20 protein-coding genes are annotated in these 21,511 nt (G+C 72.2%); 7 read left to right on the top strand and 13 right to left on the bottom strand.

From position 1 onward, the window contains the following. Nucleotides 1–12 precede the first annotated feature (12 nt). Together AB0J12_RS03460 and AB0J12_RS03455 are read right to left on the bottom strand one after the other, a co-directional pair. The gene (locus AB0J12_RS03460) at nt 13–762 is read right to left on the bottom strand and encodes an ABC transporter permease (RefSeq protein WP_363262482.1); all 750 of its coding nucleotides are present in this window, start codon (nt 760–762) and stop codon (nt 13–15) included. 13 nt (nt 763–775) lie between these two features. Then, complete coding sequence (locus tag AB0J12_RS03455) at nt 776–1,561, bottom strand: ATP-binding cassette domain-containing protein (protein ID WP_363262480.1); 786 nt, start codon at nt 1,559–1,561, stop codon at nt 776–778. 79 nt (nt 1,562–1,640) lie between these two features. On the opposite strand from AB0J12_RS03455, the gene AB0J12_RS03450 reads away from it, so the two are divergent. Continuing rightward, complete coding sequence (locus AB0J12_RS03450; RefSeq protein ID WP_363262479.1) at nt 1,641–2,279, top strand: helix-turn-helix domain-containing protein; 639 nt, start codon at nt 1,641–1,643, stop codon at nt 2,277–2,279. Here the strand turns inward: AB0J12_RS03450 and AB0J12_RS03445 are convergent. Further along, entirely contained in the window at nt 2,276–2,470 is a 195-nt protein-coding gene (locus tag AB0J12_RS03445; RefSeq protein ID WP_363262478.1) for a DUF397 domain-containing protein, read from the bottom strand. The two genes, AB0J12_RS03450 and AB0J12_RS03445, sit on opposite strands and share 4 nt — an antisense overlap. Then, nucleotides 2,430–3,278 (bottom strand): helix-turn-helix transcriptional regulator, encoded by an 849-nt coding sequence (locus AB0J12_RS03440; protein ID WP_363262477.1) that lies wholly within the window; start codon nt 3,276–3,278, stop codon nt 2,430–2,432. The genes AB0J12_RS03445 and AB0J12_RS03440 overlap by 41 nt, the downstream gene beginning before the upstream one ends. 82 nt (nt 3,279–3,360) lie before the next feature. Between AB0J12_RS03440 and AB0J12_RS03435 the strand changes: the two genes are divergently transcribed. Further along, nucleotides 3,361–3,789: an ATP-binding protein gene (locus AB0J12_RS03435; protein WP_363262476.1), complete on the top strand. Its 429-nt coding sequence runs from the start codon at nt 3,361–3,363 to the stop codon at nt 3,787–3,789. A gap of 14 nt (nt 3,790–3,803) precedes the next feature. On the opposite strand, the gene AB0J12_RS03430 is transcribed toward AB0J12_RS03435, so the two are convergent. Next, the gene (locus AB0J12_RS03430) at nt 3,804–4,385 is read right to left on the bottom strand and encodes an SMI1/KNR4 family protein (protein ID WP_363262475.1); all 582 of its coding nucleotides are present in this window, start codon (nt 4,383–4,385) and stop codon (nt 3,804–3,806) included. Between the two features lie 352 nt (nt 4,386–4,737). Here AB0J12_RS03430 and AB0J12_RS03425 point away from each other — a divergent pair, with 352 nt between their 5' ends. The 3 genes from AB0J12_RS03425 (at nt 4,738) to AB0J12_RS03415 (ending at nt 8,831) form a co-directional block, all read left to right on the top strand. Continuing rightward, nucleotides 4,738–5,586: a 3-hydroxyacyl-CoA dehydrogenase family protein gene (locus tag AB0J12_RS03425; RefSeq protein ID WP_363262474.1), complete on the top strand. Its 849-nt coding sequence runs from the start codon at nt 4,738–4,740 to the stop codon at nt 5,584–5,586. 146 nt (nt 5,587–5,732) lie between these two features. Then, on the top strand, nt 5,733–6,056 hold the full coding sequence (locus AB0J12_RS03420) for an STAS domain-containing protein (protein ID WP_247463973.1): 324 nt from the start codon (nt 5,733–5,735) through the stop codon (nt 6,054–6,056). Nucleotides 6,057–6,308: 252 nt separating this feature from the next. Continuing rightward, the gene (locus AB0J12_RS03415; RefSeq protein ID WP_363262473.1) at nt 6,309–8,831 is read left to right on the top strand and encodes an ATP-binding protein; all 2,523 of its coding nucleotides are present in this window, start codon (nt 6,309–6,311) and stop codon (nt 8,829–8,831) included. A gap of 68 nt (nt 8,832–8,899) precedes the next feature. Here the strand turns inward: AB0J12_RS03415 and nucS are convergent, their stop codons facing one another. Continuing rightward, a complete protein-coding gene (gene nucS, locus AB0J12_RS03410) occupies nt 8,900–9,571 on the bottom strand; it encodes an endonuclease NucS (RefSeq protein WP_363262472.1) in 672 nt (223 codons plus the stop codon). A gap of 274 nt (nt 9,572–9,845) precedes the next feature. On the opposite strand from nucS, the gene AB0J12_RS03405 reads away from it, so the two are divergent. Further along, nucleotides 9,846–10,238 (top strand): SCO5389 family protein, encoded by a 393-nt coding sequence (locus AB0J12_RS03405; protein ID WP_363262471.1) that lies wholly within the window; start codon nt 9,846–9,848, stop codon nt 10,236–10,238. Between the two features lie 81 nt (nt 10,239–10,319). Here AB0J12_RS03405 and AB0J12_RS03400 read toward each other — a convergent pair whose 3' ends face one another. Beyond that, nucleotides 10,320–11,348 carry an LLM class flavin-dependent oxidoreductase gene (locus AB0J12_RS03400; RefSeq protein ID WP_363262470.1) on the bottom strand — a complete coding sequence of 343 codons (1,029 nt, stop codon included), beginning with the start codon at nt 11,346–11,348 and terminating at the stop codon, nt 10,320–10,322. Nucleotides 11,349–11,592: 244 nt separating this feature from the next. On the opposite strand from AB0J12_RS03400, the gene AB0J12_RS03395 reads away from it, so the two are divergent. Further along, nucleotides 11,593–11,925, top strand: coding sequence for an ATP/GTP-binding protein (locus tag AB0J12_RS03395; RefSeq protein WP_363262469.1), 333 nt, complete (start codon nt 11,593–11,595; stop codon nt 11,923–11,925). A gap of 7 nt (nt 11,926–11,932) precedes the next feature. Here the strand turns inward: AB0J12_RS03395 and AB0J12_RS03390 are convergent, their stop codons facing one another. From AB0J12_RS03390 to scy, 6 genes are all read right to left on the bottom strand, one after another. Further along, complete coding sequence (locus tag AB0J12_RS03390) at nt 11,933–12,796, bottom strand: ABC transporter permease subunit (protein WP_363262468.1); 864 nt, start codon at nt 12,794–12,796, stop codon at nt 11,933–11,935. Beyond that, entirely contained in the window at nt 12,793–14,106 is a 1,314-nt protein-coding gene (locus tag AB0J12_RS03385; protein ID WP_363262467.1) for an ABC transporter ATP-binding protein, read from the bottom strand. Before AB0J12_RS03385 ends, AB0J12_RS03390 begins: the two co-directional genes overlap by 4 nt. Nucleotides 14,107–14,208: 102 nt before the next feature. Beyond that, nucleotides 14,209–14,979, bottom strand: coding sequence for an ABC transporter permease (locus AB0J12_RS03380; RefSeq protein WP_363262466.1), 771 nt, complete (start codon nt 14,977–14,979; stop codon nt 14,209–14,211). 3 nt (nt 14,980–14,982) lie between these two features. After that, entirely contained in the window at nt 14,983–15,942 is a 960-nt protein-coding gene (locus tag AB0J12_RS03375; RefSeq protein ID WP_363262465.1) for an ABC transporter ATP-binding protein, read from the bottom strand. A 96-nt stretch (nt 15,943–16,038) separates the two neighbouring features. Continuing rightward, nucleotides 16,039–16,974 carry a cellulose-binding protein gene (locus AB0J12_RS03370; RefSeq protein WP_363262464.1) on the bottom strand — a complete coding sequence of 312 codons (936 nt, stop codon included), beginning with the start codon at nt 16,972–16,974 and terminating at the stop codon, nt 16,039–16,041. Between the two features lie 240 nt (nt 16,975–17,214). Beyond that, a complete protein-coding gene (scy, locus tag AB0J12_RS03365) occupies nt 17,215–21,414 on the bottom strand; it encodes a polarized growth protein Scy (RefSeq protein ID WP_363262463.1) in 4,200 nt (1,399 codons plus the stop codon). Between the last annotated feature and the right edge of the window lie 97 nt (nt 21,415–21,511).

Below are 21,511 nucleotides of genomic sequence, written 5' to 3'. Positions count from 1 at the left end.
CGGCCAGCGTAGTTACGCGCCGGCCTTCCGGAACACTCGTGTGCCCACTGTCACGGCGAGCGCCGCGAATCCGACGGCCACCAGGACGCCGTACAGCATGTGCGCGGTGGCGTACTGGCCGACGTAGGCGTCGCGCATGGCGTCCACCAGGTAGCGGAACGGTACGAAGTGGGACAGGATGTCCAGCCAGTCCGGGGCCAGGGTCATCGGCAGCATCAGGCCGGACAGCAGCATCGACGGCATGGAGACGGCGTTGATCAGCGGCCCGAACTCCTGCGGGGTGCGCACCTTCATCGCCACCGCGTACGACAGCGACGCCAGCGACACGGTGAGCAGCGCGACGAAGGCGAAGCCGATGAGGACGCCGGGCAGGGGAGCCCGCAGCCCCATCGGCAGCGCCGCGAGCACCAGCAGCACCGCCTGGAAGACGAACACGGTGGCGTCCCGCAGGACCCGGCCCAGCAGCAGCGCGAGCCGGCTGACGGGCGTGACCCGCATCCGCTCCACGATGCCCTGCCCGTTCTCCAGGATGATCATGAAGCCCGCGAACAGCGCCCCGAAGAGACCGAGTTGGAGCAGCAGGCCCGGCACCAGAACCTGCCACGAGCTGCCCTTGCCGCCCAGCGGCAGATCGGTGAGCAGCGGCCCGAAGAGCAGCAGGTACAGCAGCGGCATCAGTGCGCCGAAGAGCATCGCGAAGCGGGAGCGCAGGGTCTGGCGCAGATAGCGGCCGTAGATGAGTGCGGTGTCGTGGAACAGCATCTGTCCGGGTGTCCTATACGGCTACGGGGGCGGCGTCGGCCGGGGCGGGCCCGCGGCCGGTGATGGCGAGGAACGTGTCCTGGAGCGTGGCGTCGATCGAACCGCCGTAGCGGAGCTTGAGCGCGCTCGGCGTGCCCTCGGCGACGACCGTGCCCTTGTCGACGATGACCAGGCGGTCGGACAGGGCGTCGGCCTCGTCCAGGTAGTGCGTGGTGAGGAAGACGGTCGTGCCGTGCTCGTCGCGCAGCCGTCGCACCAGGTCCCACAGGTCGGCGCGGCTGGCGGGGTCGAGCCCGGTGGTCGGCTCGTCGAGGAAGAGCGCGCGCGGGCGGTGGGTGAGCGCCATCGCGATGTCGAGGCGGCGCCGCTGACCGCCGGAGAGCGCGCCGCACCTGCGGTCGAGCAGCTCGGTGAGGCCGAGGTCGCGGGCGAGTTCGCCGGCGCGCGAGAGGGCTTCACTCTTGCTCAGCCGGTACAGCCGCCCCTGTGTGACGAGCTCCTCCCGCACCCCGATCTGCGGGTCGACGCCGCCGGACTGGGCGACGTAACCGCAGGCCCGGCGCACGCCGACCGGGTCGGTCGCCAGGTCGTGCCCGGCGACGGTGGCGCTGCCGCCGGTCGGCTTCAGCAGGGTGGTCAGCATGCGCAGGGTGGTGGTCTTCCCGGCGCCGTTGGGCCCGAGGAAGCCCAGGATCTCGCCGTCGCGGACGGTCAGGTCGATGCCGCGTACGGCCTCGACGGGGCCGTGTTTGGTCGTGAAGGTGCGCGCGAGTCCGCTCGCGCTGATGACTGCTGGCATGCGACCAGAAAAACAGAGTCCCTGAAATTTTGCAACGACTCCAAATTTCCAGTGCGGCCAGCAAAGCTAGGATGGGGGCATGGCAGAAGGGCTCAGGGAGCGGAAGAAGCGGCAGACCCGGCAGTACATCTCGGATGTCGCCACGGGTCTGTTCCTGGAGCGCGGCTTCGAGGCGGTGACGGTCGCGGAGATCGCCGACGCGGCGAACGTCTCCGTCAACACCGTCTACAACTACTTCCCCGCCAAGGAGGACCTCTTCCTGGACCGCTCGGCCGGCGTCGTCGACCGGCTGGCCCGCTGGGTCCGGGGCCGGGACGTGGGGGAGTCCGCCGCGCGCGCCGTCCTGCGGGAACTGCGCGAGGAGGTCGAGGCCGTCTCACCGCGCGTCGGCCTGATGGAGGGCTACAGCCGCTTCATGCGCGTCATCCAGGAGGCGCCTACGCTGCGCTCCCGGTTGTGGGCTCTTCAGCAGGACAGCCACGACAACCTGCGGACGGCCCTGTGCGAGGAGACCGGCGCCGCCGAGGACGACCCGCTGCCGGACCTGATGGCCGGCCAGATCTGCTGGATCTACGCGACGGTGTTCGCGTCCATCGGCCGCGCGATGCTGAAGGAGCGGAAGCCGGCGGAGGTGTCCCGGGAAACGCTTCAGCTCCTCGACGAGGTCGAGGAGCTGCTGAGTGAGCGGGTGCTGAGGTATGCGGTGCGCGAGGGTTAGCGCAGCCCGTCGACGAACGCCTGCCAGGCGGCTCCGCCGATGAGCAGGACGGGACCGGCGGGGTTCTTGCTGTCCCGGACGGGGACGGTGCCGGGGTGGTTGTCGGCGACCTCGAGGCACTCGCCGCCGGTGTTTCCGCTGTAGCTGGACTTACGCCACTGCGCGTTCCTCAGGCTGGGAGCGGTCTCCATAGCGTTCCTCCATCACGCGGGCGATCAGTGCCGCCGAATCCTCCACGGAGAGGGCCGCGGCCTGCAAGCGAGCGTAACGGAGCGTTCCGTCCTTGACGATCTCTGGGCTGGCGGTCATGTGGCCGGAGATCAGGTCCTCCGTGTAGACGATGTCCGGGTCGTCGGTGAAGCGCATGACCGTGAACGACCCCGCCAGGCTGGCGTGTGCGCCTGCCGAGTTCGGCAGCACCTGGATGTGCACCCAACGGTGATCTGTGAGCTCCAACAGTCGGGCGAGTTGCCGCCGCATGACCTCCCGGCCGCCCATCGGGCGGAGCAGTACGGCCTCGTCCAGCACCACCCAGGCGAGCGGCGGCTGCTCCCGCTCCAGAATCCGCTGGCGCTCCATACGGGCCGCCACCAAGCCGTCCACGTCCTCGGGCATGCCGGTGGCGAGCACGGCCCGCGCGTACTCCTCCGTCTGGAGCAGGCCATACACCAACTGCGCCTGGTAAGCGCAGATATAGGTCGCCTTCGCCTCCATGGCCGCGAACGGCTGGAACCACGTGGGCAGTTGACTCCGCAGCACCAGCCCGATCAGCCGCGAGAACAACCCGTCCGTGCCCAGCGCAGCGTCCACCCGCTCGGAGAAGTCCCGCGTGGGGACCTTTCTCGTCGTCTCGATCTGGCCGATCAGTGACCCGGTACAGAAGATGATCTCGCCGAGCTGGCCCTGGCTCAGGCCGGCGGCCTCGCGGTGGCGGCGCAGTTCCCAGCCGTAGTAGTCGAGCGGGGAAGCGGTGGGATCGAGACTCTGGACGTTGGCCACGTCGTACCTCCGGCCTGCAACACCTCACGGCGTTGATTTCGCTGCGTAGTCGAGCGTATGCGATCCGTCGCACGGTGGTGGCATGAACGACGTACCCGGTCCGCGGACGACGGACCTTCAGCCGCACTACCGCGCCCAGTTCGGGCTGGGCGGGCACTCGGTGCGGCATCTGCGCCGCATCCTGCGGATGTACCTGCTGCGCGCGGGCCTGCCGGATCTGGCCGACGACGCCGAACTGGCGCTCACGGAGCTGCTGACGAACGTCGTCCGGCACGTGCCCGGCCGCCGCTGCGGGATCTGCATCCTGCTGCTGCCGGGTGCGGTGCGCGTGGAGGTGTCCGACAGCTGTGCGCGGCTGCCGGTGCGGGTGAGCGGGGAGTTGCTCGCCGAGGGCGGGCGCGGGCTGCTGCTGGTCGAGGCGGTCACGGACCGGTGGGGGGTGACGCCCCACCGCACCGGCGGCGGCAAGACGGTGTGGTTCGAATGCGCGGCCAAGCCGGGGGTGGCGTGACGCTAAGCCGCCGATCAGTCGGTGTCGTCGCTCAGGCCCAGCACCTGCGGGTCGTCGCCGGGGAAGTTGCGGGGCATGCCCGGCACGTCGATGGTGCGCCCGTACACGCCGGCCAGGAACTCGACGGCGCCGACCGGGAACTCGATCCAGTCGGCGTTGTCCGTGCGGACGACCACCGGCCAGGCATCCGGGTCCGCGGGGCTCGTCTTCCAGTAGAAGGAGTCCCCCGAATTGGACGACGCCCAGGAGATCAGGCCTCCCGGCTCAGGAAAGGGGACGTAGTCCTCGATGTCGCCCATCTCGTACAGATCCTGGAGGATCTCGTCGTTCCTGGACTCGGACGCCCATAACGCCTCGGTGCCGGGTGTCGGAACGGACACCGCGAGGAAGTCGTCGATGGCCAGCACCGGGTACGCCTCCGCCAGCGCCCGGAAGTCGGAGGGCAGCGCCGTCCCCAGGGCCGCCTCGAGCGTGGCCCAGTCCACACGGCGTCCACCGGGCACACGCCATCGCGTCATCGCCGGGAGCGCGGCCTCCAGCTCTTCGAGCTTCGGCTTGTCCTCGGCGACTGTCTCGCCGTACGTCGATGCGGCCACTTCACCCAGACCTCCCCGTTGTCCGTACACGTCGTAGTCGCCCGGCTGACGCGATGTCAATCGACCTCATATGTCCGACAGGTCTGCGATCCCGGGATATGGGCGCCCGGCCTCCGCGACCGGACGTGACCGGCGTCTCACCCCGTGAGACGTGAAACGCGTTACTAACTCCGCCGCGCCGCCCCTCACGGGCGCTAGTGTCCGCCGGAGAGAAGTTGGCCCCTGCGCGACCCTCCCCCTGCCCGGTGGCGCCTCGGTGAGTACAGGCCCGAGGCGCCGGGCGCACCCTCCGAGCGGACGAGGGGACGGGACGCCGGGGCCTGACGACAGCGCGTATCAGGGGAGTCGCACAGTGGCACGGAAGCTCGCCGTCATCGGGGCCGGTCTCATGGGGTCCGGCATCGCCCAGGTCTCCGCGCAGGCGGGCTGGGACGTCGTCCTGCGCGACGTCACCGACGAGGCACTCACCCGCGGTACCGACGGCATCAAGGCGTCGTACGACAAGTTCGTGAGCAAGGGCAAACTGGCGGCCGAGGACGCCGAAGCCGCCCTCGCCCGGATCACGCCCACCACCGATCTGGACGCCGCCGCCGACGCCGACCTCGTCGTCGAGGCCGTCTTCGAGAAGCTCGAGGTCAAGCACGAGATCTTCCGAGCGCTCGACAAGATCGTGCGCCCGGAGGCCGTCCTCGCCTCCAACACCTCCGCCATCCCGATCACCAAGATCGCCGCGGCCACCGAGCGACCGGAGCGGGTCGTCGGCGTGCACTTCTTCTCGCCGGTGCCGATGATGCAGCTCGTCGAGCTGGTCCGCGGCTACAAGACCAGCGACGAAACCCTCGCCACCGCCCGCGAGTTCGCCGAGTCCGTCGGCAAGACCTGCATCGTCGTCAACCGCGACGTCGCCGGGTTCGTGACGACCCGTCTGATCTCCGCGCTCGTCGTCGAGGCCACCAAGCTGTACGAGTCCGGTGTCGCCACCGCCGAGGACATCGACATCGCCTGCAAGCTGGGCTTCGGCCACGCCATGGGCCCGCTCGCCACCGCCGACCTGACCGGGGTCGACATCCTGCTGCACGCCACCGGCAACATCTACACCGAGTCCCAGGACGAGAAGTTCGCCCCGCCGGAGCTGATGCGCCGGATGGTGGACGCCGGTGACATCGGGCGCAAGAGCGGGCAGGGCTTCTACACGTACTGATCACCGCACTCACCCCGGAGAGGTCACTCTCCGGGGTGAATCTGGTATCGGTTCGCTTACAGCCAGCAACCGCACCGCCGCCGGCGCAGTCAGACCTGGCACACCCACGTCATGGAGTAGCCACCGCACTCACCCGAGGAGCGCATATGCACATCAGGGGCGACCACGTCGAGCTGGTCGTCGGGGGCCGCCTCGACGTCCGCAGCGCGGCGGACGCCCGTACGGTCCTGCACTCGGCGGTCGACGACGGCGTCGGCGACCTCGTGCTCGACCTGTCAGAACTGGACTCCTGGGACGCCACCGGGCTGGGCGTCATCATGGGCGTCCACCGCCGGGCCGGCCGCTGCGGCCGCCGCCTGGTGCTGCGCGGCGTACCCCCGCAGATGCAGCGCCTGCTGGTGGCGACCCGCCTGCACCGCATCCTCGCGATCGAAGGCGGCCTCGCCGTGGACTCCCTGCCGCGGGTGTGACCCGGGCGCTCGGGGGCACCCGGCGCGGGGCCGAGACCGGCGAAACGCCCCTCGCGCCCAATCCTCACCGGACTGTGATGTCTCGGACGGCAAGGCACCCCGGGCTGTCGGAGATACTGAGCGAAGGTTTACGGTTCGTCTGCCCGCCGCCCGCAACCCTCGACCGGGCACCGGACCAGAAGCGACAGCGCAGTGTGCAGCAAGGCCGGGAGGGGCTACCGCCACACGACGCTTTTGGGGGGCTTGAAACCTATGGACCCGAACACCCAGGGGCCCGAGGAGCACGGCCGCGAGGGTGACGGCCACGCGCCGCGCCCGCGCCCGCCCAGGGATCCCCACACACCCGACCTCGGCCAGCACGGGCCCGCGCAGGCCCGCATGGTCCAGGTCGTCTCCGGCGACCTCCTGCTCACCGTCAACCCCGTCGACGGCAGCGAGATAGAGCCCTGCCCGCCCGCCGGACAGCCCGAACGTCCCGCCCGGCGCACCGCCGCCGAACGCGCCGACGCCGACCGTGCCGCCGCGCCGCCCGTCCCGCCCGGACCCGCCCGGCCCGCGCCGCCCCTGCTGGGCCGCGACGAGGAACGCGAACGCCTGGTCCGCCTCCTGGCCCGCGGCCGCTCCGTACGCCTCACCGGCCCCGCCGGCTCCGGCCGCACCAGCCTCCTCGACCTGGTCGCCGAGGACTGCGCGGACCTCGCCCCCGACGGCATCGTCCGCCTGAACGGCTTCCACCGCACCGCCGACGACCTGCTGCACGACCTCTTCCGCACCGTCCAGAGCGCGCCCCGGCACCGCCCGGCCCGCGACGAACTCCTGGAGTACGTCCGCGACATCGGCGCCGTCGTCGTCCTGGACGACCTGGAGTTCGGCGGGGCGGCGCTCGACGAGCTGCTCGACGCCACCCCCGAGTGCGCCTGGCTGCTCGCCGCCACCCCCGACGTGGCGGCTCCGTCCGCCGACTCCGCCGTCGAAGAGGTCTTCCTCAGCGGACTCGACCGGGCCGGCGGCGTCGACCTCATCGAGCAGTCCCTCGGCCGGGTCCTCACCGAGGACGAGGCCAACTGGGCGGGCGATCTGTGGTTCGAGTCCGAGGGCCTGCCGCTGAGGTTCGTCCAGGCCGGCGCCCTGCTGCGGCAGCGCGACCGGCTGCGCGCGGGCGCCGACGCCGTCGACGAGTACGGCGTCTTCGAGGACGCGGTGCCCCTCGACGCGGCCGTACCGGCCGAAGGGGAGGAGGACGTACCGCTGCCCTCCCTCGGCGAGGCCGCCGCGCCCGCCCCGCTGCTCGCGTCCCGCCTCAGCGCCTCCGCCCGCGCCACCCTGCGCTTCGCCGTCGCCCTCGGCGGCGAGGTGCCGCACCAGGCGCACCTGCCCGCCCTCGTCGGCGACACCCACGCCGACGCCGCGCTCGGCGAACTCGCCGCCTGCGGACTGGTCTCCCCGGTCGGCGCCCGCTACCGGCTCGCCGCCGGGGTGCAGACCCAGCTGGAGGCCGCCGGCTACGCCGACGACGCCACCGAGCAGGCCCGCACCGCCGGCCGGCACTACACCTGGTGGGCCGGACACCCCTCGGTCACCCCCGAACGCGTCTGCGCCGAGGCGGACGCCGTCCTCGCCGCCCTCACACCGCTGGTGTCCGCGGGCCCCGAGGAGGAGGACGGCGAGCACACGGCCGTCGCGCTCGCCCGCGCCGCCGCGCCCGCGTTCGCCGCGGGCCTGGAGTGGGGCGCCTGGGAGCGGGCCCTGCGCTCGGGCGCCGAGGCCTCACGGCTCGCCGGCGAGGTCGCCGAACAGGCCTACTTCCACCACGAACTGGGCGTCCTCGCGCTGTGCGCCGGCCGGCTCGACCGGGCCCGCGCCGAACTCGAGGCCTCCATCGGGCTGCGCGGGGCGGTCAGCGACAAGCGCGGTACCGTCGCGGGCCGCCGCGCTCTCGCCCTGGTCACCGACCGCGCGGGCGACGTGCCCGGCATCCCGGTGACGGCGGGGGAGGAGGTGACGGCCGCCCGCTCCGAGAAGTCCGCATCCCCGGCCGCCGGTGTGCTCGCGCCGATTCCGCCGCTGCCCCGGCCCGCCCCGGACGACGGCGTCACCCTCGTCACCCGCCAGGCCGCGCCGGCTCCCCACGGCACCGCCGCCAAGCCCCGCGGCGGCCTGAGGAACCTGGCCCGCCGCAACGTCGTCGCGGCCGGCGCCGGAGCGCTGCTCGTCGCCGTGCTCGGCACGGTGGTGACGCTGGGCGCCACCTCCGACAACGACGCGCACACGCCGTCCGACCAGGTCGGCGTCAACCCGTCCGCCAGCCAGGACATCGACGACGGCACCGTGGGCGCCGACACCCCGCAGAAGAACGCCGACGCCCCCCGCGGCGGCCCCGGCACCCCGACCAGCCACCCCACCGACCCGGGCCCCGACGGCACGTACGGCACGGCGGACGACCCGACTCCGACGGCGGCGGAGCCGTCCGACCGGCCGACGGGGACGCAGGAGACGGGGGGAGGGCCCACCACCCAGCCGTCGCACCCGGCGCCGCCGAACCCGCCGACGAAGACGTCCCCGAAGCCGACGACATCCCCGAAGCCGTCCACGTCCACCCCGTCGTCTCCCACGCCGACCGACCCGGGGACGACCACGCCGTCCGAACCGCCGACCGACACGTCGTCCCCCTCCACCTCCGACACCGCGAGCGGCCCCGCCTCCTCCAGCGCCCCCGCCAGCTCGGCGAGCGCGCCGCAGAGCGGCACGGCGAGCAGCACGGAGTCGGTGATCTGACCCCGCGTACGGCGAAGGGCCGGACCCCCACCGGGGCCCGGCCCTTCGCCGTCGTACGCCTGCGGGTGTCAGAACAGCCGCAGCTTGTCGTCCTCGATGCCGCGCAGGGCGTTGTAGTCCAGGACCTGGCAGCCGATGCCGCGGTCCGTGGCCAGGACGCGGGCCTGCGGCTTGATCTCCTGCGCCGCGAAGATGCCGCGCACCGGCGCGAGGTGCGGGTCGCGGTTGAGGAGCTCCAGGTAGCGGGTCAGCTGCTCGACGCCGTCGATCTCACCGCGCCGCTTGATCTCCACCGCGACGGTCTGGCCGTCGGCGTCCCGGCACAGGATGTCCACGGGGCCGATCGCGGTCATGTACTCCCGCCGGATGAGCGTGTAACCCTCGCCGAGGGTCTCGATGCGGTCGGCGAGCAGCTCCTGAAGGTGCGCTTCCACGCCGTCCTTGATCAGACCGGGGTCGACACCGAGCTCGTGCGAGGAGTCGTGGAGGATCTCCTCCATCGTGATGATCAGTTTCTCGCCCGCCTTGTTGACGACGGTCCAGACGCCTTCCTCCTCGCCCGTTCCCTCCTTCAGGGTGCACGGCGGCGACATCCAGTTCAGGGGCTTGTAGGCCCGGTCGTCGGCATGGATGGAGACGCTGCCGTCCGCCTTGACCAGGATCAGTCGGGGCGCGGAGGGCAGGTGGGCGGTGAGCCGGCCGGCGTAGTCCACGGAGCATCGGGCAATGACGAGACGCATGGTCGGCAACGCTACTCGACGGACACCCGTGCACGCGATTCGCCCTGTGAGCCGCCCCTAATCTCCCTGATTCCACCTGTTCCACGCTGGCCGATTGTGTGCCCAACTGGGCATTCCTATCTGCCCATTCGCCTGGTGCCGTCACGGTCTGTTGCCTACCGTAGAAACGGGAGGTCGCTATGCGTGTACTCACCGTGTTCGGTATTTCGGCATGGCGGGCTCCCCTTTCCGTGTCCGGCAACCCCTGCTGTGCGGGGGTGCGAGAGGAGAACCCATGTCGCTCGACGTCTCACCGGCCCTACTCGAACAGGCCGAGCGAGGCGAGGTCGACGAAGCAGCATTCGTCGACTGCGTCCGGACCTCCCTGCCCTACGCATGGGAGATGATCAGCTCCCTGGTGGCCCAGCTGAAGGTGGACGGTGGCGAGTTCGCCGACAACCAGACGCCCCCGCCGGACGAGCAGGCGCGCGGCCAGCTGCTGCGCGCGCTCGCCAGTGACGCGATACGCGGCGCGCTGCAGCGGCACTTCGGTGTACGGCTGGCCTTCCAGAACTGCCACCGCGTGGCGGTGTTCCCGCTGGATGCCTCGGTGGACGAGACGCTGGCGCGCTTCACCTCGATCCGCAACCAGCTGCTGAACCAGTCCCCGGAGCTGCGGGACTGCTGACGCAGTGAGCCACCCGCTTGCCGCTCCGCCCGTGGGAGGTGCAGACATCGAAACCGGAGCGGCAAGCTCCCCGGGACGCTCTCAGGACAGATGGGGGAGCACTTCGGCGCCCAGGCGCCGGACGTTCTCCTCCGTCGCCGCGAGGTCGCCCGAGCCCTCCACCAGCAGGGCGAACCGGGTAATGCCGGTCCGCTCGCTGGTCGCCGTGAGCCGGTCGACGGCGAGCCGCGGCGTGCCCACCGGGTGCAGCCCGCACAGCAGCTCGGTGTACGCCAGCGGGTCCCGCATCCGCCGCTGCCGGCCGTCGACGGTGACATGGGCGTCGAGCCCCTGCTTCAGCCAGCCCGGCATGGCCTTGGTCAGCGTCTCCACCGCGTCCGTGCGCCGGTCCGCGAGCTGGCAGACGCCGGCCGAGACATGCGCCGCCGACCGGATCTCGTCCTCGGCGCGGCCCGCCGCCCGCGCGGAGCGCCGCCACAGGGCGACCATCTCGGCCTTCTCCTCGTCCCCGGTGTGCATCCCGAGCAGCATCGGCAGGCCGCGCGCGGCCGCCATCCGCACACTCGACGGGGACGTGCACGCCACGATCACCTCAGGACCCGGGTCGTCCGTCAGCGCCTCCGAAGGCCGCGGCACGACGGGCACTTCGCGGAAGCGGAACCGCTCTCCGTCCGCCGACACCCGAGCGTCGCGCAGCCAGCGCGTCAGCAGATCGAGTGATTCCGGGAAGCCGTGCTCGTACGCCCCGAGGCCCGGTCCGAACACCTCGAGGTCCACCCACGGGCCGCCCCGCCCCACCCCCAGCGAGAACCGGCCGCCGCTCGTCAGATGCAGCAGCGCGGCCTGCTCGCCGAGCGCGACGGGATGCGTCGTCGGCAGCACGCTGACCGCCGTACCCACCCGCAGCCTGCGGGTACGGCCCAGCAGCAGCGCGGCCAGGGTGACGGCCGACGGACATGTGCCGTACGGCACGAAGTGGTGCTCGGCCAGCCAGGCTGTGTCGAGCCCCGCCTCCTCGGCGACCTCCGCGGAACGGACCGCGCGGTGCAGCGCCTCTCCCGGGCCCTGGCCGGGGAACTGGGCCGCCAACACGAAACTTCCAACGCGCATTGCTTTTCCTGCTTCCTCGGCTCCGACGCGGAGCTCCCCCACCCGGCATAACCGTCTGACACGTGCCGAGGACACGGCCTGACGGAGTAATTTGCGGATTGTCGGGAGAATCCCGGCGAACGCCGCGCCCCGCAGGGGGACTTGACGAGGCCCCTCACCCGCCCTGTAGCGGGGGAGTACCCCGGAGCGGGCCGCGTACGCTGGAAGCGGCCCGTGCTCCCTGTATAGCTCCGTGAGGTGTTCCGTGTCCCCGCGTCGCAACCGTCCCAAGGGCTCCGGTTCGCAAGGCCGCAGCGCCGAGGACGACCAGTCGAGCCGTTACGGCGGCTGGCAGTCGTCGGTCAGCTGGCAGGGCGAGGACTTCAGCGTGCGGCACGTGGCGGGCTCGAGCGCCCAGGGCAAGAGCTACCGCTGCCCGGGCTGCGACCAGCTGATCCCCGGCGGCGTTCCGCACGTCGTCGCCTGGCCCGAGCACATGGGCGTCGACGACCGCCGCCACTGGCACAAGGCCTGCTGGAACGCCAGAGACCGCCGCACCACGCGGGTGCAGCGGTCCCGTAACGCGCCCAGGTTCTAGTACGTCCCTACACGTCCCGCTTCTCCAGCAGTGCCCACGCGCCGGCGAACGCGGCGGCCGTCGCGCCGAGGGCGATCCACAGCGGGTCCCAGCCGGAGGGGCCGGACTCGCCGATGGACGCGGTGTAGAACACGCCGAGCTGGGTCGGGATCGAGTAGTCGAACAGGAACTCGCGGACCTTCTGCAGCGACTCCGTCACCATGAACAGGGCGATCACCAGCGGGGCCAGCACCAGGCCGATCATGATCGTGATGGCGCCGGCGGAGTGCCGGATGATCGACCCGATCAGCATGGAGAACAGGCCGAGCAGCGCCATGTAGAGCGAGATGCCGACGGTGGCCTTCAGCCACTCCCCGCCGGACGGCTCCGCCGCGTCGGAGAGGATACCGGTCAGCGCGAACGAGACGAACGCGGTCGACACCAGCGTGACCGCGAACACCACCGTGAACAGCACGACCGCCTTGGCCGTCAGCACCCGCGCGCGCGTCGGGCAGGCCACCGTCGTGGTGCGGATCATGCCGGTGCCGTACTCCGAGGCCGTGGTCAGCACGCCGAGGGTGATGACGCACACGCTGCCGAGCAGCACCCCGAAGAGGCCGTACGGCAGGGCGCTGGCCTCCTTCAGACTCTCCGGGGAGGCGTTGGCCGCGACCAGCGCGCCGGTCATCACTCCGATGCCGACGACGAGCAGCACGAACACGCCGAGCGTCCACAGCGTGGAGCGCACCGAGCGCAGCTTGGTCCACTCGGAGGCGATGGCGTGCCCGAGGTGCGTGCGCACGATGGGGATCGGCGAGGTGTAGGCGGGGGCGCCGGGCGCCGTCTGCCAGGTCGGCGCGGCCTGCGGCGTCGGGATCTGGGGCGAGCTCATCGGGCGTCCTCGGACTGGGCGGTGGTCGGTTCGGCGGAGGATGCGGCGGCGGACGCGGGCTGCTGGGCCTGCGGCGCGGCGGCCTGCGCGGGCTGGGCGGGGGCCTGCGGTGCCTGGGCCGGCGGGGCGACCGGCTGGGCGGGGGCCTGCTGCGGGGCCTGCTGGGCGTACGGGTTCACCGGGGCGCCCTGTGCCTGCGGGGCGCCGTACGGAGCCGGGCCCGGTGCCTGCGCCGCGCCGTACGGGCCCGGCCGGCCCTGGGGTGCCGGGAACGGCTGCCCGCCCTGCTGGGGCGGCGGCGGGGCGTACCAGCCGGGCTGGCCCTGCCCGGGTACCGGCATCGGCTGCTCGGCGCCCGGCGGCAGCGGCTGCTGCAGGCCGGCCTTCTGGTCGATCGTGGAGCGGTAGTCGACGGCGGCCTGCGTCATCCGCATGTACGCCTCCTCCAGCGAGGCCTGGTGCGGGCTCAGCTCCCACAGCCGTACGTCGTGCTCGTGGGCGATGCCGGAGATGCTCGGCAGCGCCAGCCCCGTCACCCGCAGCGCGCCGTCCTGCTCGGGCAGCACCTGGCCGCCCGCCTCGGTGAGCGCGGCCGTGAGCTTCTCGCGCTGCTGCGGCTCGGTGTCGGGGGTGCGCACGCGCGCGAAGCCCGCGGAGTTCGCCGCGATGAAGTCCTGCACGCTCATGTCGGCGAGCAGCTGCCCGCGCCCGATGACGATGAGGTGGTCGGCGGTGAGCGCCATCTCGCTCATCAGGTGCGAGGAGACGAACACCGTCCGCCCCTCGGCGGCCAGCGCCTTCATCAGGTTGCGCACCCACAGGATGCCCTCGGGGTCGAGGCCGTTGACCGGCTCGTCGAAGAGCAGTACCTGCGGGTCGCCGAGCAGGGCGGCGGCGATGCCGAGCCGCTGGCCCATGCCGAGCGAGAAGCCCTTGGAGCGCCGCTTCGCCACGTCCTGGAGGCCGACCACGCCGAGCACCTCGTCGACGCGGCGGGCCGGGATGCCGGACAGCTGCGCCAGGCTCAGCAGGTGGCTGCGGGCGGAGCGGCCGCCGTGCACGGCCTTGGCGTCCAGCAGGGCACCGACCTGGCGGGCGGCGTTGGGCAGCCGGCGGTAGGGGTGGCCGCAGATCGTGACCGACCCGGCGGTGGGGTTGTCCAGGCCGAGGATCATCCGCATGGTCGTCGACTTGCCCGAGCCGTTCGGCCCGAGGAAGCCGGTGACGGCGCCGGGCCGCACCTGGAAGGAGAGGTTGTACACAGCGGTCTTGTCGCCGTAGCGCTTCGTCAAGCCGACTGCTTCGATCATGCTCCGCACCCATCGCAAGGTTCAGGACAGCAGGGCACACGCCCCCGTAAGGGTTAGGAGGATATCCACGCGCTGACGGTTCCACCCAAGAGAAGGCAAAGGCTATGCGTCACGCCGCTTCAGCAGGACGTAACCGCCGGCCAGGACCGCCGCCACCCACGCCACCATGATCCCGAGGCCGCCCCAGGGACCGTACGGGGTGTCGTCGCCGACCGGGGTGACCACCTGCATGATCCTGCTGCCGGCCTGGTCGGGCAGGTACTGGCCGACCTTCTTCGTCGCGCTGACGTTGCCGAGGATGTTCGAGATCAGGAAGAAGAACGGCATCAGGATGCCGAGCGACAGCATCGGCGAGCGCAGCATCGCGGCGACGCCCATCGAGAACACCGCGATCAGGGTCATGTACAGACCACCGCCGACCACCGCACGCAGCACCCCCGGGTCGCCGATCGAGGCCCGGTGCTCGCCCAGCATCGCCTGCCCGAGGAAGAACGTCGCGAAGCTGGTGGCCATGCCCACCACCAGGGCGAGCCCGGCCGCGACGGCCACCTTGCCGAACAGGAACGTGCCGCGCCTGGGCACCGCGGCCAGCGAGGCACGGATCATGCCGGTGCTGTACTCGTTCGACACCACCAGCACCCCGAACACGATCATCGCGAGCTGGCCGAGGGTCATCCCGGCGAAGCTGATGAAGGTCGGATCGAAGGAGAGCCGGTCGCGCCGGCTCATGGTGTCGAACTCGTTCTTCGACAGCGCCGAGATCAGCATGCCGAGGGCGATGGTGACCACCACGGCGAGGGAGAGCGTCCAGAGGGTGGACGCCACCGACCGGATCTTGGTCCACTCCGAGCGGATGACCTGGACCGCCGCCATGGCTCAGCTTCCCTTCTGCCATTCGGCGCCCCACGGCTGCCGTGCCGCCGGGGGTGTGCCGTCGTGTGCGTGGTACTCCACCGTCTGCGCGGTCAGCTGCATGAACGCCTCCTCCAGCGAGGCCTGCTGACTGCTCAGCTCGTGCAGCACGATCTGGTGCTGTGCGGCCAGCTCGCCGATCTGCTCGCTCTTGCCGCCCTCCACCTCCAGCACCCCGCCGCCGGTCTCCACGACGGTGATGCCCGCCTGCTGCAGCACGTCCAGCAGCCGCTCGCGCTGCGGGGTGCGGATCCGGACGAAGGCGCGGGAGTTGCGGGCGATGAAGTCGGCCATCGAGGTGTCGGCCAGCAGCCGGCCCTGCCCGATGACGACCAGATGGTCGGCGGTGAGCGCCATCTCGCTCATCAGATGGGAGGAGACGAACACCGTCCGCCCCTGCGCCGCCAGAGACTTCATCAGGTTGCGGATCCAGTGGATGCCCTCCGGGTCGAGGCCGTTCACCGGCTCGTCGAACATCAGGATCCGCGGATCGCCGAGCAGCGCGGCCGCGATGCCGAGCCGCTGCCCCATGCCGAGCGAGAAGCCCTTGGTCTTCTTCTTCGCCACCGCCGTCAGACCGACGGCCTCGAGCACCTCACGCACCCGGGGGGCGGGGATGCCGTTGCTCTGCGCGAGGCACAGCAGGTGGTTGTAGGCGCTGCGCCCGCCGTGCCAGGCCTTCGCCTCCAGCAGCGCGCCGATGTACGTCAGCGGGTCCTTCAGCTGGTCGTAGTGGATGCCGTCGATCCGCACATCCCCGGCCGTGGGCCGGTCCAGGCCCAGGATCATCCGCATGGTGGTCGACTTGCCCGCGCCGTTGGGACCGAGGAAGCCGGTGACGATGCCGGGTCTGACGGTGAAGCTCAGATTGTTCACCGCCACCTTCTCGCCGTACCGCTTGGTCAGCCCCTCGAGCTCGATCATGCGGCCACGCTAAGACGGAACGAAGCCCTCCGCCAGTGCTGGCGGAGGGCTTCGTCAGGCGTTCGGACGCCGTGTCCCGGGCGTTGGCGAACGCGGTCAGCGCGACTGCTGCGCCGGCACCCCACGAGAAACCTGCTCGTCGTCACCGGGCGTGCCCGCGGCGGCGACCGCCGCACCGGTCAGCGTGGCGAGCATCTCGCGGACGTTCGTCAGCTGGGCGTTGATGGAGTCGCGGCGGTTGGTCAGCGCCGCGAGCTCGCGCTCGGATTCCGAGCGGATGCGGTCGGCCTTGGCGTTGGCGTCGGCCACGATGTCCTCGGCCTGGCGCTGGGCCGTCTCCACCGTCTGGCGGGCGCGGCGCTCGGCGTCCGTGCGCAGCTTCTCCGCCTCCAGGCGCAGCTGCTCCGCGCGGTGCTCGATCTCCGCGAGCCGCTTCTCGGCCTTGGCCTGACGGGAGGCCAGGTCGCGCTCGGACTGCTCGCGGCGCTTGGCGAGGTTCGTCTCGAAGTCGGCGGCGGCCTGCGCGGCCTTGGCGCGGGTCTCCTCGAAGAGGGCGTCCGCCTCCTCACGCTTGGACTGCGCGTCCTTCTGGGCCTCGCTGCGCAGCTGCGCCGCGTCGGTCTTGGCCTTCTCGACGATCCGGACGCCCTCGTCCTCGGCCTTCGCCTTGCGCTCGGAGGCGTAGGACTCCGCGTCGTTGCGCACCTGCTGGGCCGCCGACTCGGCGAGGTCGCGGTGCTGCTCGGCCGCGCGCCGCGCCTCCTCGCGCAGCTCCTTGGCCTCTTCCTCGGCAAGACGCAGGATCTTCTCGACGCGCGCGCCGAGCCCGGCGTAGGACGGCTCGGCGTCCGTCACCTGGGCCTGGGCGTTCTGCGTTTCGAGGTGCAGCTCCTCGATGCGCTTTTCCAGAGCGGTGATACGGGAGAGGGCCTGGTCACGGTCGGAGACGAGCTTGGAGATACGTTCGTCCACCTGAGCGCGGTCGTACCCACGCCGCACAAGCTCGAAGCCGTAGGGGGAAGTGTCGCTCATGGGGTTCCTGTCGAATGAGACCGGTGAGGTGATAGGTGGAATCCTAGGGGTCAGAACGGCGTGTCATCGAGCGGATACGCGTTTGAGCCGGAGAATGACACCCCTTTTGAGTGGCTGAACGGCGGACCACTTGCCAAGACACCGTCAAAGGCCCTGTCCAGGACCCTGGAACACCATCGCGTCACGTCCGCTTCCCCTTCGTGCCATTGGTCCAGGCTGACCCCTCAGGGCCCGCCGGCGCTAGCCGTCCGACGACTTGCCACCCGAACGAGGGGCGCCGATCGTCGCACCCGCCTTGACCGCGGAGTCCTTGCCCGGCGACGGTGCTTCGAAGGACTCCAGCGCCTCCAGGACGTCCTGGACGCGGGAGATCTCGGCGTTGATGTCCTCGCGGCGCCGCACCAGGATCTCCAGCTCGCGCTTGCCCTCCTCGACCGTGCGCCGTGCCTCGCGGACCGCCTCGGCCTTGAGCTCCTCGGCCTCCTTGACCAGCCTGGCCTTCTTCTGCTCGGCCTCCTTGAGCAGTCCCTCGGCCTTCTTCACGGCCGCGATACGGACCTTGCCGGCCTCGGAGTTGGCCTCCGAGACGATCTCCTTGGCCTTCGCCTCCGCCTTGGCCAGCTGCTCCTCGGCGGCCTTGATGAGCGCGTCGCAGCGGTCGCCCGTCGACTTCATCGTCTCGGCGGCCTCGCGGCGGGCCCGCTCGTGCAGCTCCTCGATCTCGGAGGTGATGCGGTCGCGCAGCTCCTCCGCCCGCTCCCTGATCTGCGTGGCGTCCCGGCGCGCGCCGACCAGCAGCTCGTCCGCGTCCGAACGCGCCTTCTCCACCATCTGGTTGCCCTCGATGGTCGACTCGGAGACGATCCGCTCGGCCTCCTTGCGCGCCGCGCCGACCATCGTGTCCGCCTGCGACTCGGCGTCCGCGGTCGTCTTCAGCGCCTGCTGCTGCGCCTCGGTGAGCAGCTTGTCCGCCTCGGCCGTGGTCTCCGTGATGAGCTTGTCGACCTGCTCGGCGGCCTCGCTGCGCCGCTTGTTGGCGTCCTTGCGGGCCTCGTCCAGGGTGCGCTCGGCCTCCTCGCGGGCCGCCGTGACCAGCCGCTCGGCGTGCTCGGCCGCCTCCGCCTTGACCCGCTCGGACTCGGTACGGATCCGCTCGGCGTGCTGCTGGGCGCTGCCCACCGTCTCGGCGGCCTCGGCACGCAGCCGCTCCGCCTCCGCCGTGGCGTCCCCGACCAGCTTCTCGGCCTTGGCGACCGACTCCGTACGGACCCGATCGGCATCCTCCAGCGCTTCGGTGCGGACGCGTTCGGCCTCGGCGACGGTCTCCGTGCGCAGCCGGTCGGTCTCCGCGATCGTCTCGGTGGTGAGGCGTTCCGCTTCGCTGCGGGCCTCGGTGATGAGGGTGTCGGCCTGCGCCGCGGCGTCCGAGCGGATGCGGTTGGCGTCCTCCCGGGCGTCCGCCCGCGTACGGGTCGCGTCCTGGTCGGCCTGGGCCCGGATGTCGGCGGCCTCGGTGCGCAGCCGGTCGGCCTCCTCCCGCCCCTGCGTGCGGACCCGATCGGCATCCTCCAGCGCTTCGGTGCGGACGCGTTCGGCCTCGGCGACGGTCTCCGTGCGCAGCCGGTCGGTCTCCGCGATCGTCTCGGTGGTGAGGCGTTCGGCCTCGCTGCGGGCCTCGGTGATGAGGGTGTCGGCCTGCGCCGCGGCGTCCGAGCGGATGCGGTTGGCGTCCTCCCGGGCGTCCGCCCGCGTACGGGCCGCCTGCTGGTCGGCCTGCGCGATGGTGTCCGACGCCTCCGTGCGCACCCGCTGGGCGTGCTCGGCGGCGTCCGAACGCACCCGCTCGGCCTCCGCGACGGCCTCCGCCACCGTGTGCTCGGCGAGCGCCTTGGCGGCCTGCGACTCCTCGTTCGCCTCCCGGCGCAGCCGCGAGGCGTCCTCGCCCGCCCGCTCCCGCTCGGCGTAGGCGTCGGTGCGGACCCGGTCGGCCTCCTCCTGGGCCTCGCGGCGGGTGCGCTCCGCCGCGTGCTCGGCGGCGCTGCGCAGCCCGGCGATCTCCTCCTGCGCCTGCTCGTGCAGCCCGGCCACGGAGTCCCGCACCTGCTGCGCGTGCTGCTCGGCCGCGGAGACCATCTCGGAGGCGCGCCGGTCGGCCTCCTCGACCAGCCGGGTCGCCTCGGTCTGCGCCTCCTCCACGCGCGTACGGGCCGCCGCCAGCAGCTCCTCGCTCTGCGCGCGGGCCCGCTCACGCTCCTGGTCGGCCTCCTGGCGCGCCGAGCCGAGGAGTTCCTCGGCCTCCCGGCGGCGGCGGGTGGCCTCCTCCTGTGCGGCGGCCAGCGTCTCCGACGCCTCCGCCGCCAGCCGCTCGGCCGCGGCCTGCGCCTCGGCGCGCAGCCGGTCGGCGCTCTCCTGCGCCTCCGACTTCAGCCGCTCCGCCTCGGCCGCCGCCTCCGAGCGCAGCCGTACGGCGACGGCCTCGCCCTCCGCACGGGAGGCGGAGGCGTCCGCGGCGGCCTCGGTGCGCAGCCGCTCGGCCTCGGCCTCGGCCTGCTGCTGGAGCGTACGGATCCGCTCGGCGGACTCGCCGCGCAGCCGCTCGGTCTCCTCGGCGGCCTCCCGGCGGATGCGGGCGGCCTCCTCGCGGGCGTCCGCGAGGGCCTGCTCGGCCGCGGCGAGCCGCTCCTGCGCCTCCGACTGAAGACGGGTCAGCTCCTCGGCGGCCTCCGCCTGCCGGGCGGCCATCGCCCGCTCGGTCTCCTCGCGCAGCTCCCGCGCGGCCCGCTCGGCGTCCGCCTTCAGCGCCTCGGCCTGCTCGGCGGCCTCCGAGCGGTGCCGTTCGGCCTCCGCACGGGTGCGCTCCAGGGCCTCCTCGGCCTGCCGGCGCAGCGTCGTGGCCCGCTCGATGGCCTCGGTGCGCACCTTCTCGCTGTCCGCGGTCGCGGTCTTGCGCAGCTCGTCGGCGTCCGCCTTGGCCTTGGCCAGCAGTTCCTCGGCGGTCTTGGCCGCCTCGTCGATCTGCTGGACGGCCTCCTTGCGGGCCTCGGCGCGGATCTTCTCGCCCTCGGACACCGCGCCGGCGCGCAGCTGCTCGGCCTCGCCGCGCAACCGGCGGGCCTCCTCCTGCAGCTCGACCGTCTTGGCCCGGTACTCCTCGGTGTCGTCCTTGGCCGCGCCCTTGAGGTGCTCGGCGATCTCGTGCGCCCGGGCGCGCAGCCGGTCCGCCTCGGCCTCGGCCTCGGTGCGGATGCGCTCGGCCTCCTCGGCCGCGGCCTTCCTGGTCTGCTTGGCGTCCTCGGACGCCTTGTTGAGCACGTCCTCGGCGGTCTTGGCCGCCTTGGACAGCTGGGTGGCGGCTTCCTCGGCGGTGACGCTGCGGGCCTTCTCCACCGCCTCGGCGAGCAGCTTCTCCGCCTCGGCGCGGGCGTCGGCGATGAGCTGCTCGGCCTCCGCCTTGGTGGACTCGGCCTCCTTGGTGGCCTCGCTGACCAGCCGGGCGACCTGCTCCTTGGCGGTGCGCGTGCGGGTCTCGTTGGCGGCCTCGGCGCCGGCCAGCGCCTTGGCGGCGGCCTCCTTGGCCTCGGCGAGCAGCTTCTCCGCCTCGGTGCGTGCCTCGCGCAGCGCGGTGTCGGCCTCCGCCATGCGGGCTTCCGCGGTGCGGCTGAGCTCCTGCGCCTGACGGCGCGCGGCCTCCGCCTCGCCGGCGGTGGAGGTGCGCAGCTGCTCGGCGTGGTCGGTGGCCTCCTGGGCCTGTGTGGAGGCGGCGTTGAGCAGCCGCTCGGCGTCCGCGCGGGCGCGGCGCAGGATCTGCTCGGCCTCGGCGCGGGCCGACTCGGCCTCGCTGGTGAGCCGCCGGCGGGCCTCGGTGGTCAGCCGTTCGGCCTCCGCGCGGGCGGTCGCCAGGGCCTGCTCGGCCTCGGTGCGGGACTCCTCCATGAGCCGGCGGGCCTGCGCCTCGGTGCGGGCGCGCAGCTGCTCGGCCCACGCGACGTTCTCGTTGACGTGCGACTCGACGGTCGCCCGGCGTTCGGCCAGCTCCTGGTCCAGCTGCTGGCGGCGGGTCACCGCCTCCTGGTGCAGCTCGGCCTGCAGCCGCGCGGCCTGCTCGGCGTGTTCCTGCAGGATGCGCTGGGTCTGGGCGCGGGCCTGGCTCAGCTCGCGCTCGGCGTCGGCGCGGATCTGGTCGGCCTGCATCTGGGCCTGGCGCAGCAACTGCTCGGCCTGGTAGCCGATGTCACCGCCGTCGAAGGCGGGCCGGGACATGATGGTGCGGCGCGCCTCGTGCAGCTTGGCGCGCAGCACCTCGACCTGGTAGCCGAGGTCCTCGGCGTGCTGGATCGCCTTTTCCCGCTCGGTCTTCAGCCGTTTCATCTCGGCTTCGAACCGAGTGAGGTGGTCGACGTCAGCCGCCGGCTCCCGCTCCTGGCTCTCGTAGCCCCGCACTGCGCGGTCCCATCCGTCCCCTGGTCGCAAGTCTCTCCAACGAGCACCGTCCATCCGCCGAACGGGGCCCCCGGGTGAATGGTGTCAGATGAACGGC

The sequence above is a fragment of the Streptomyces sp. NPDC049915 genome (assembly GCF_040656475.1).
Lineage (GTDB): Bacteria > Actinomycetota > Actinomycetes > Streptomycetales > Streptomycetaceae > Streptomyces.
The sequence above is the reverse complement of the archived record's forward strand: the minus strand, read 5'-3'. Positions and strand labels throughout refer to the sequence as shown.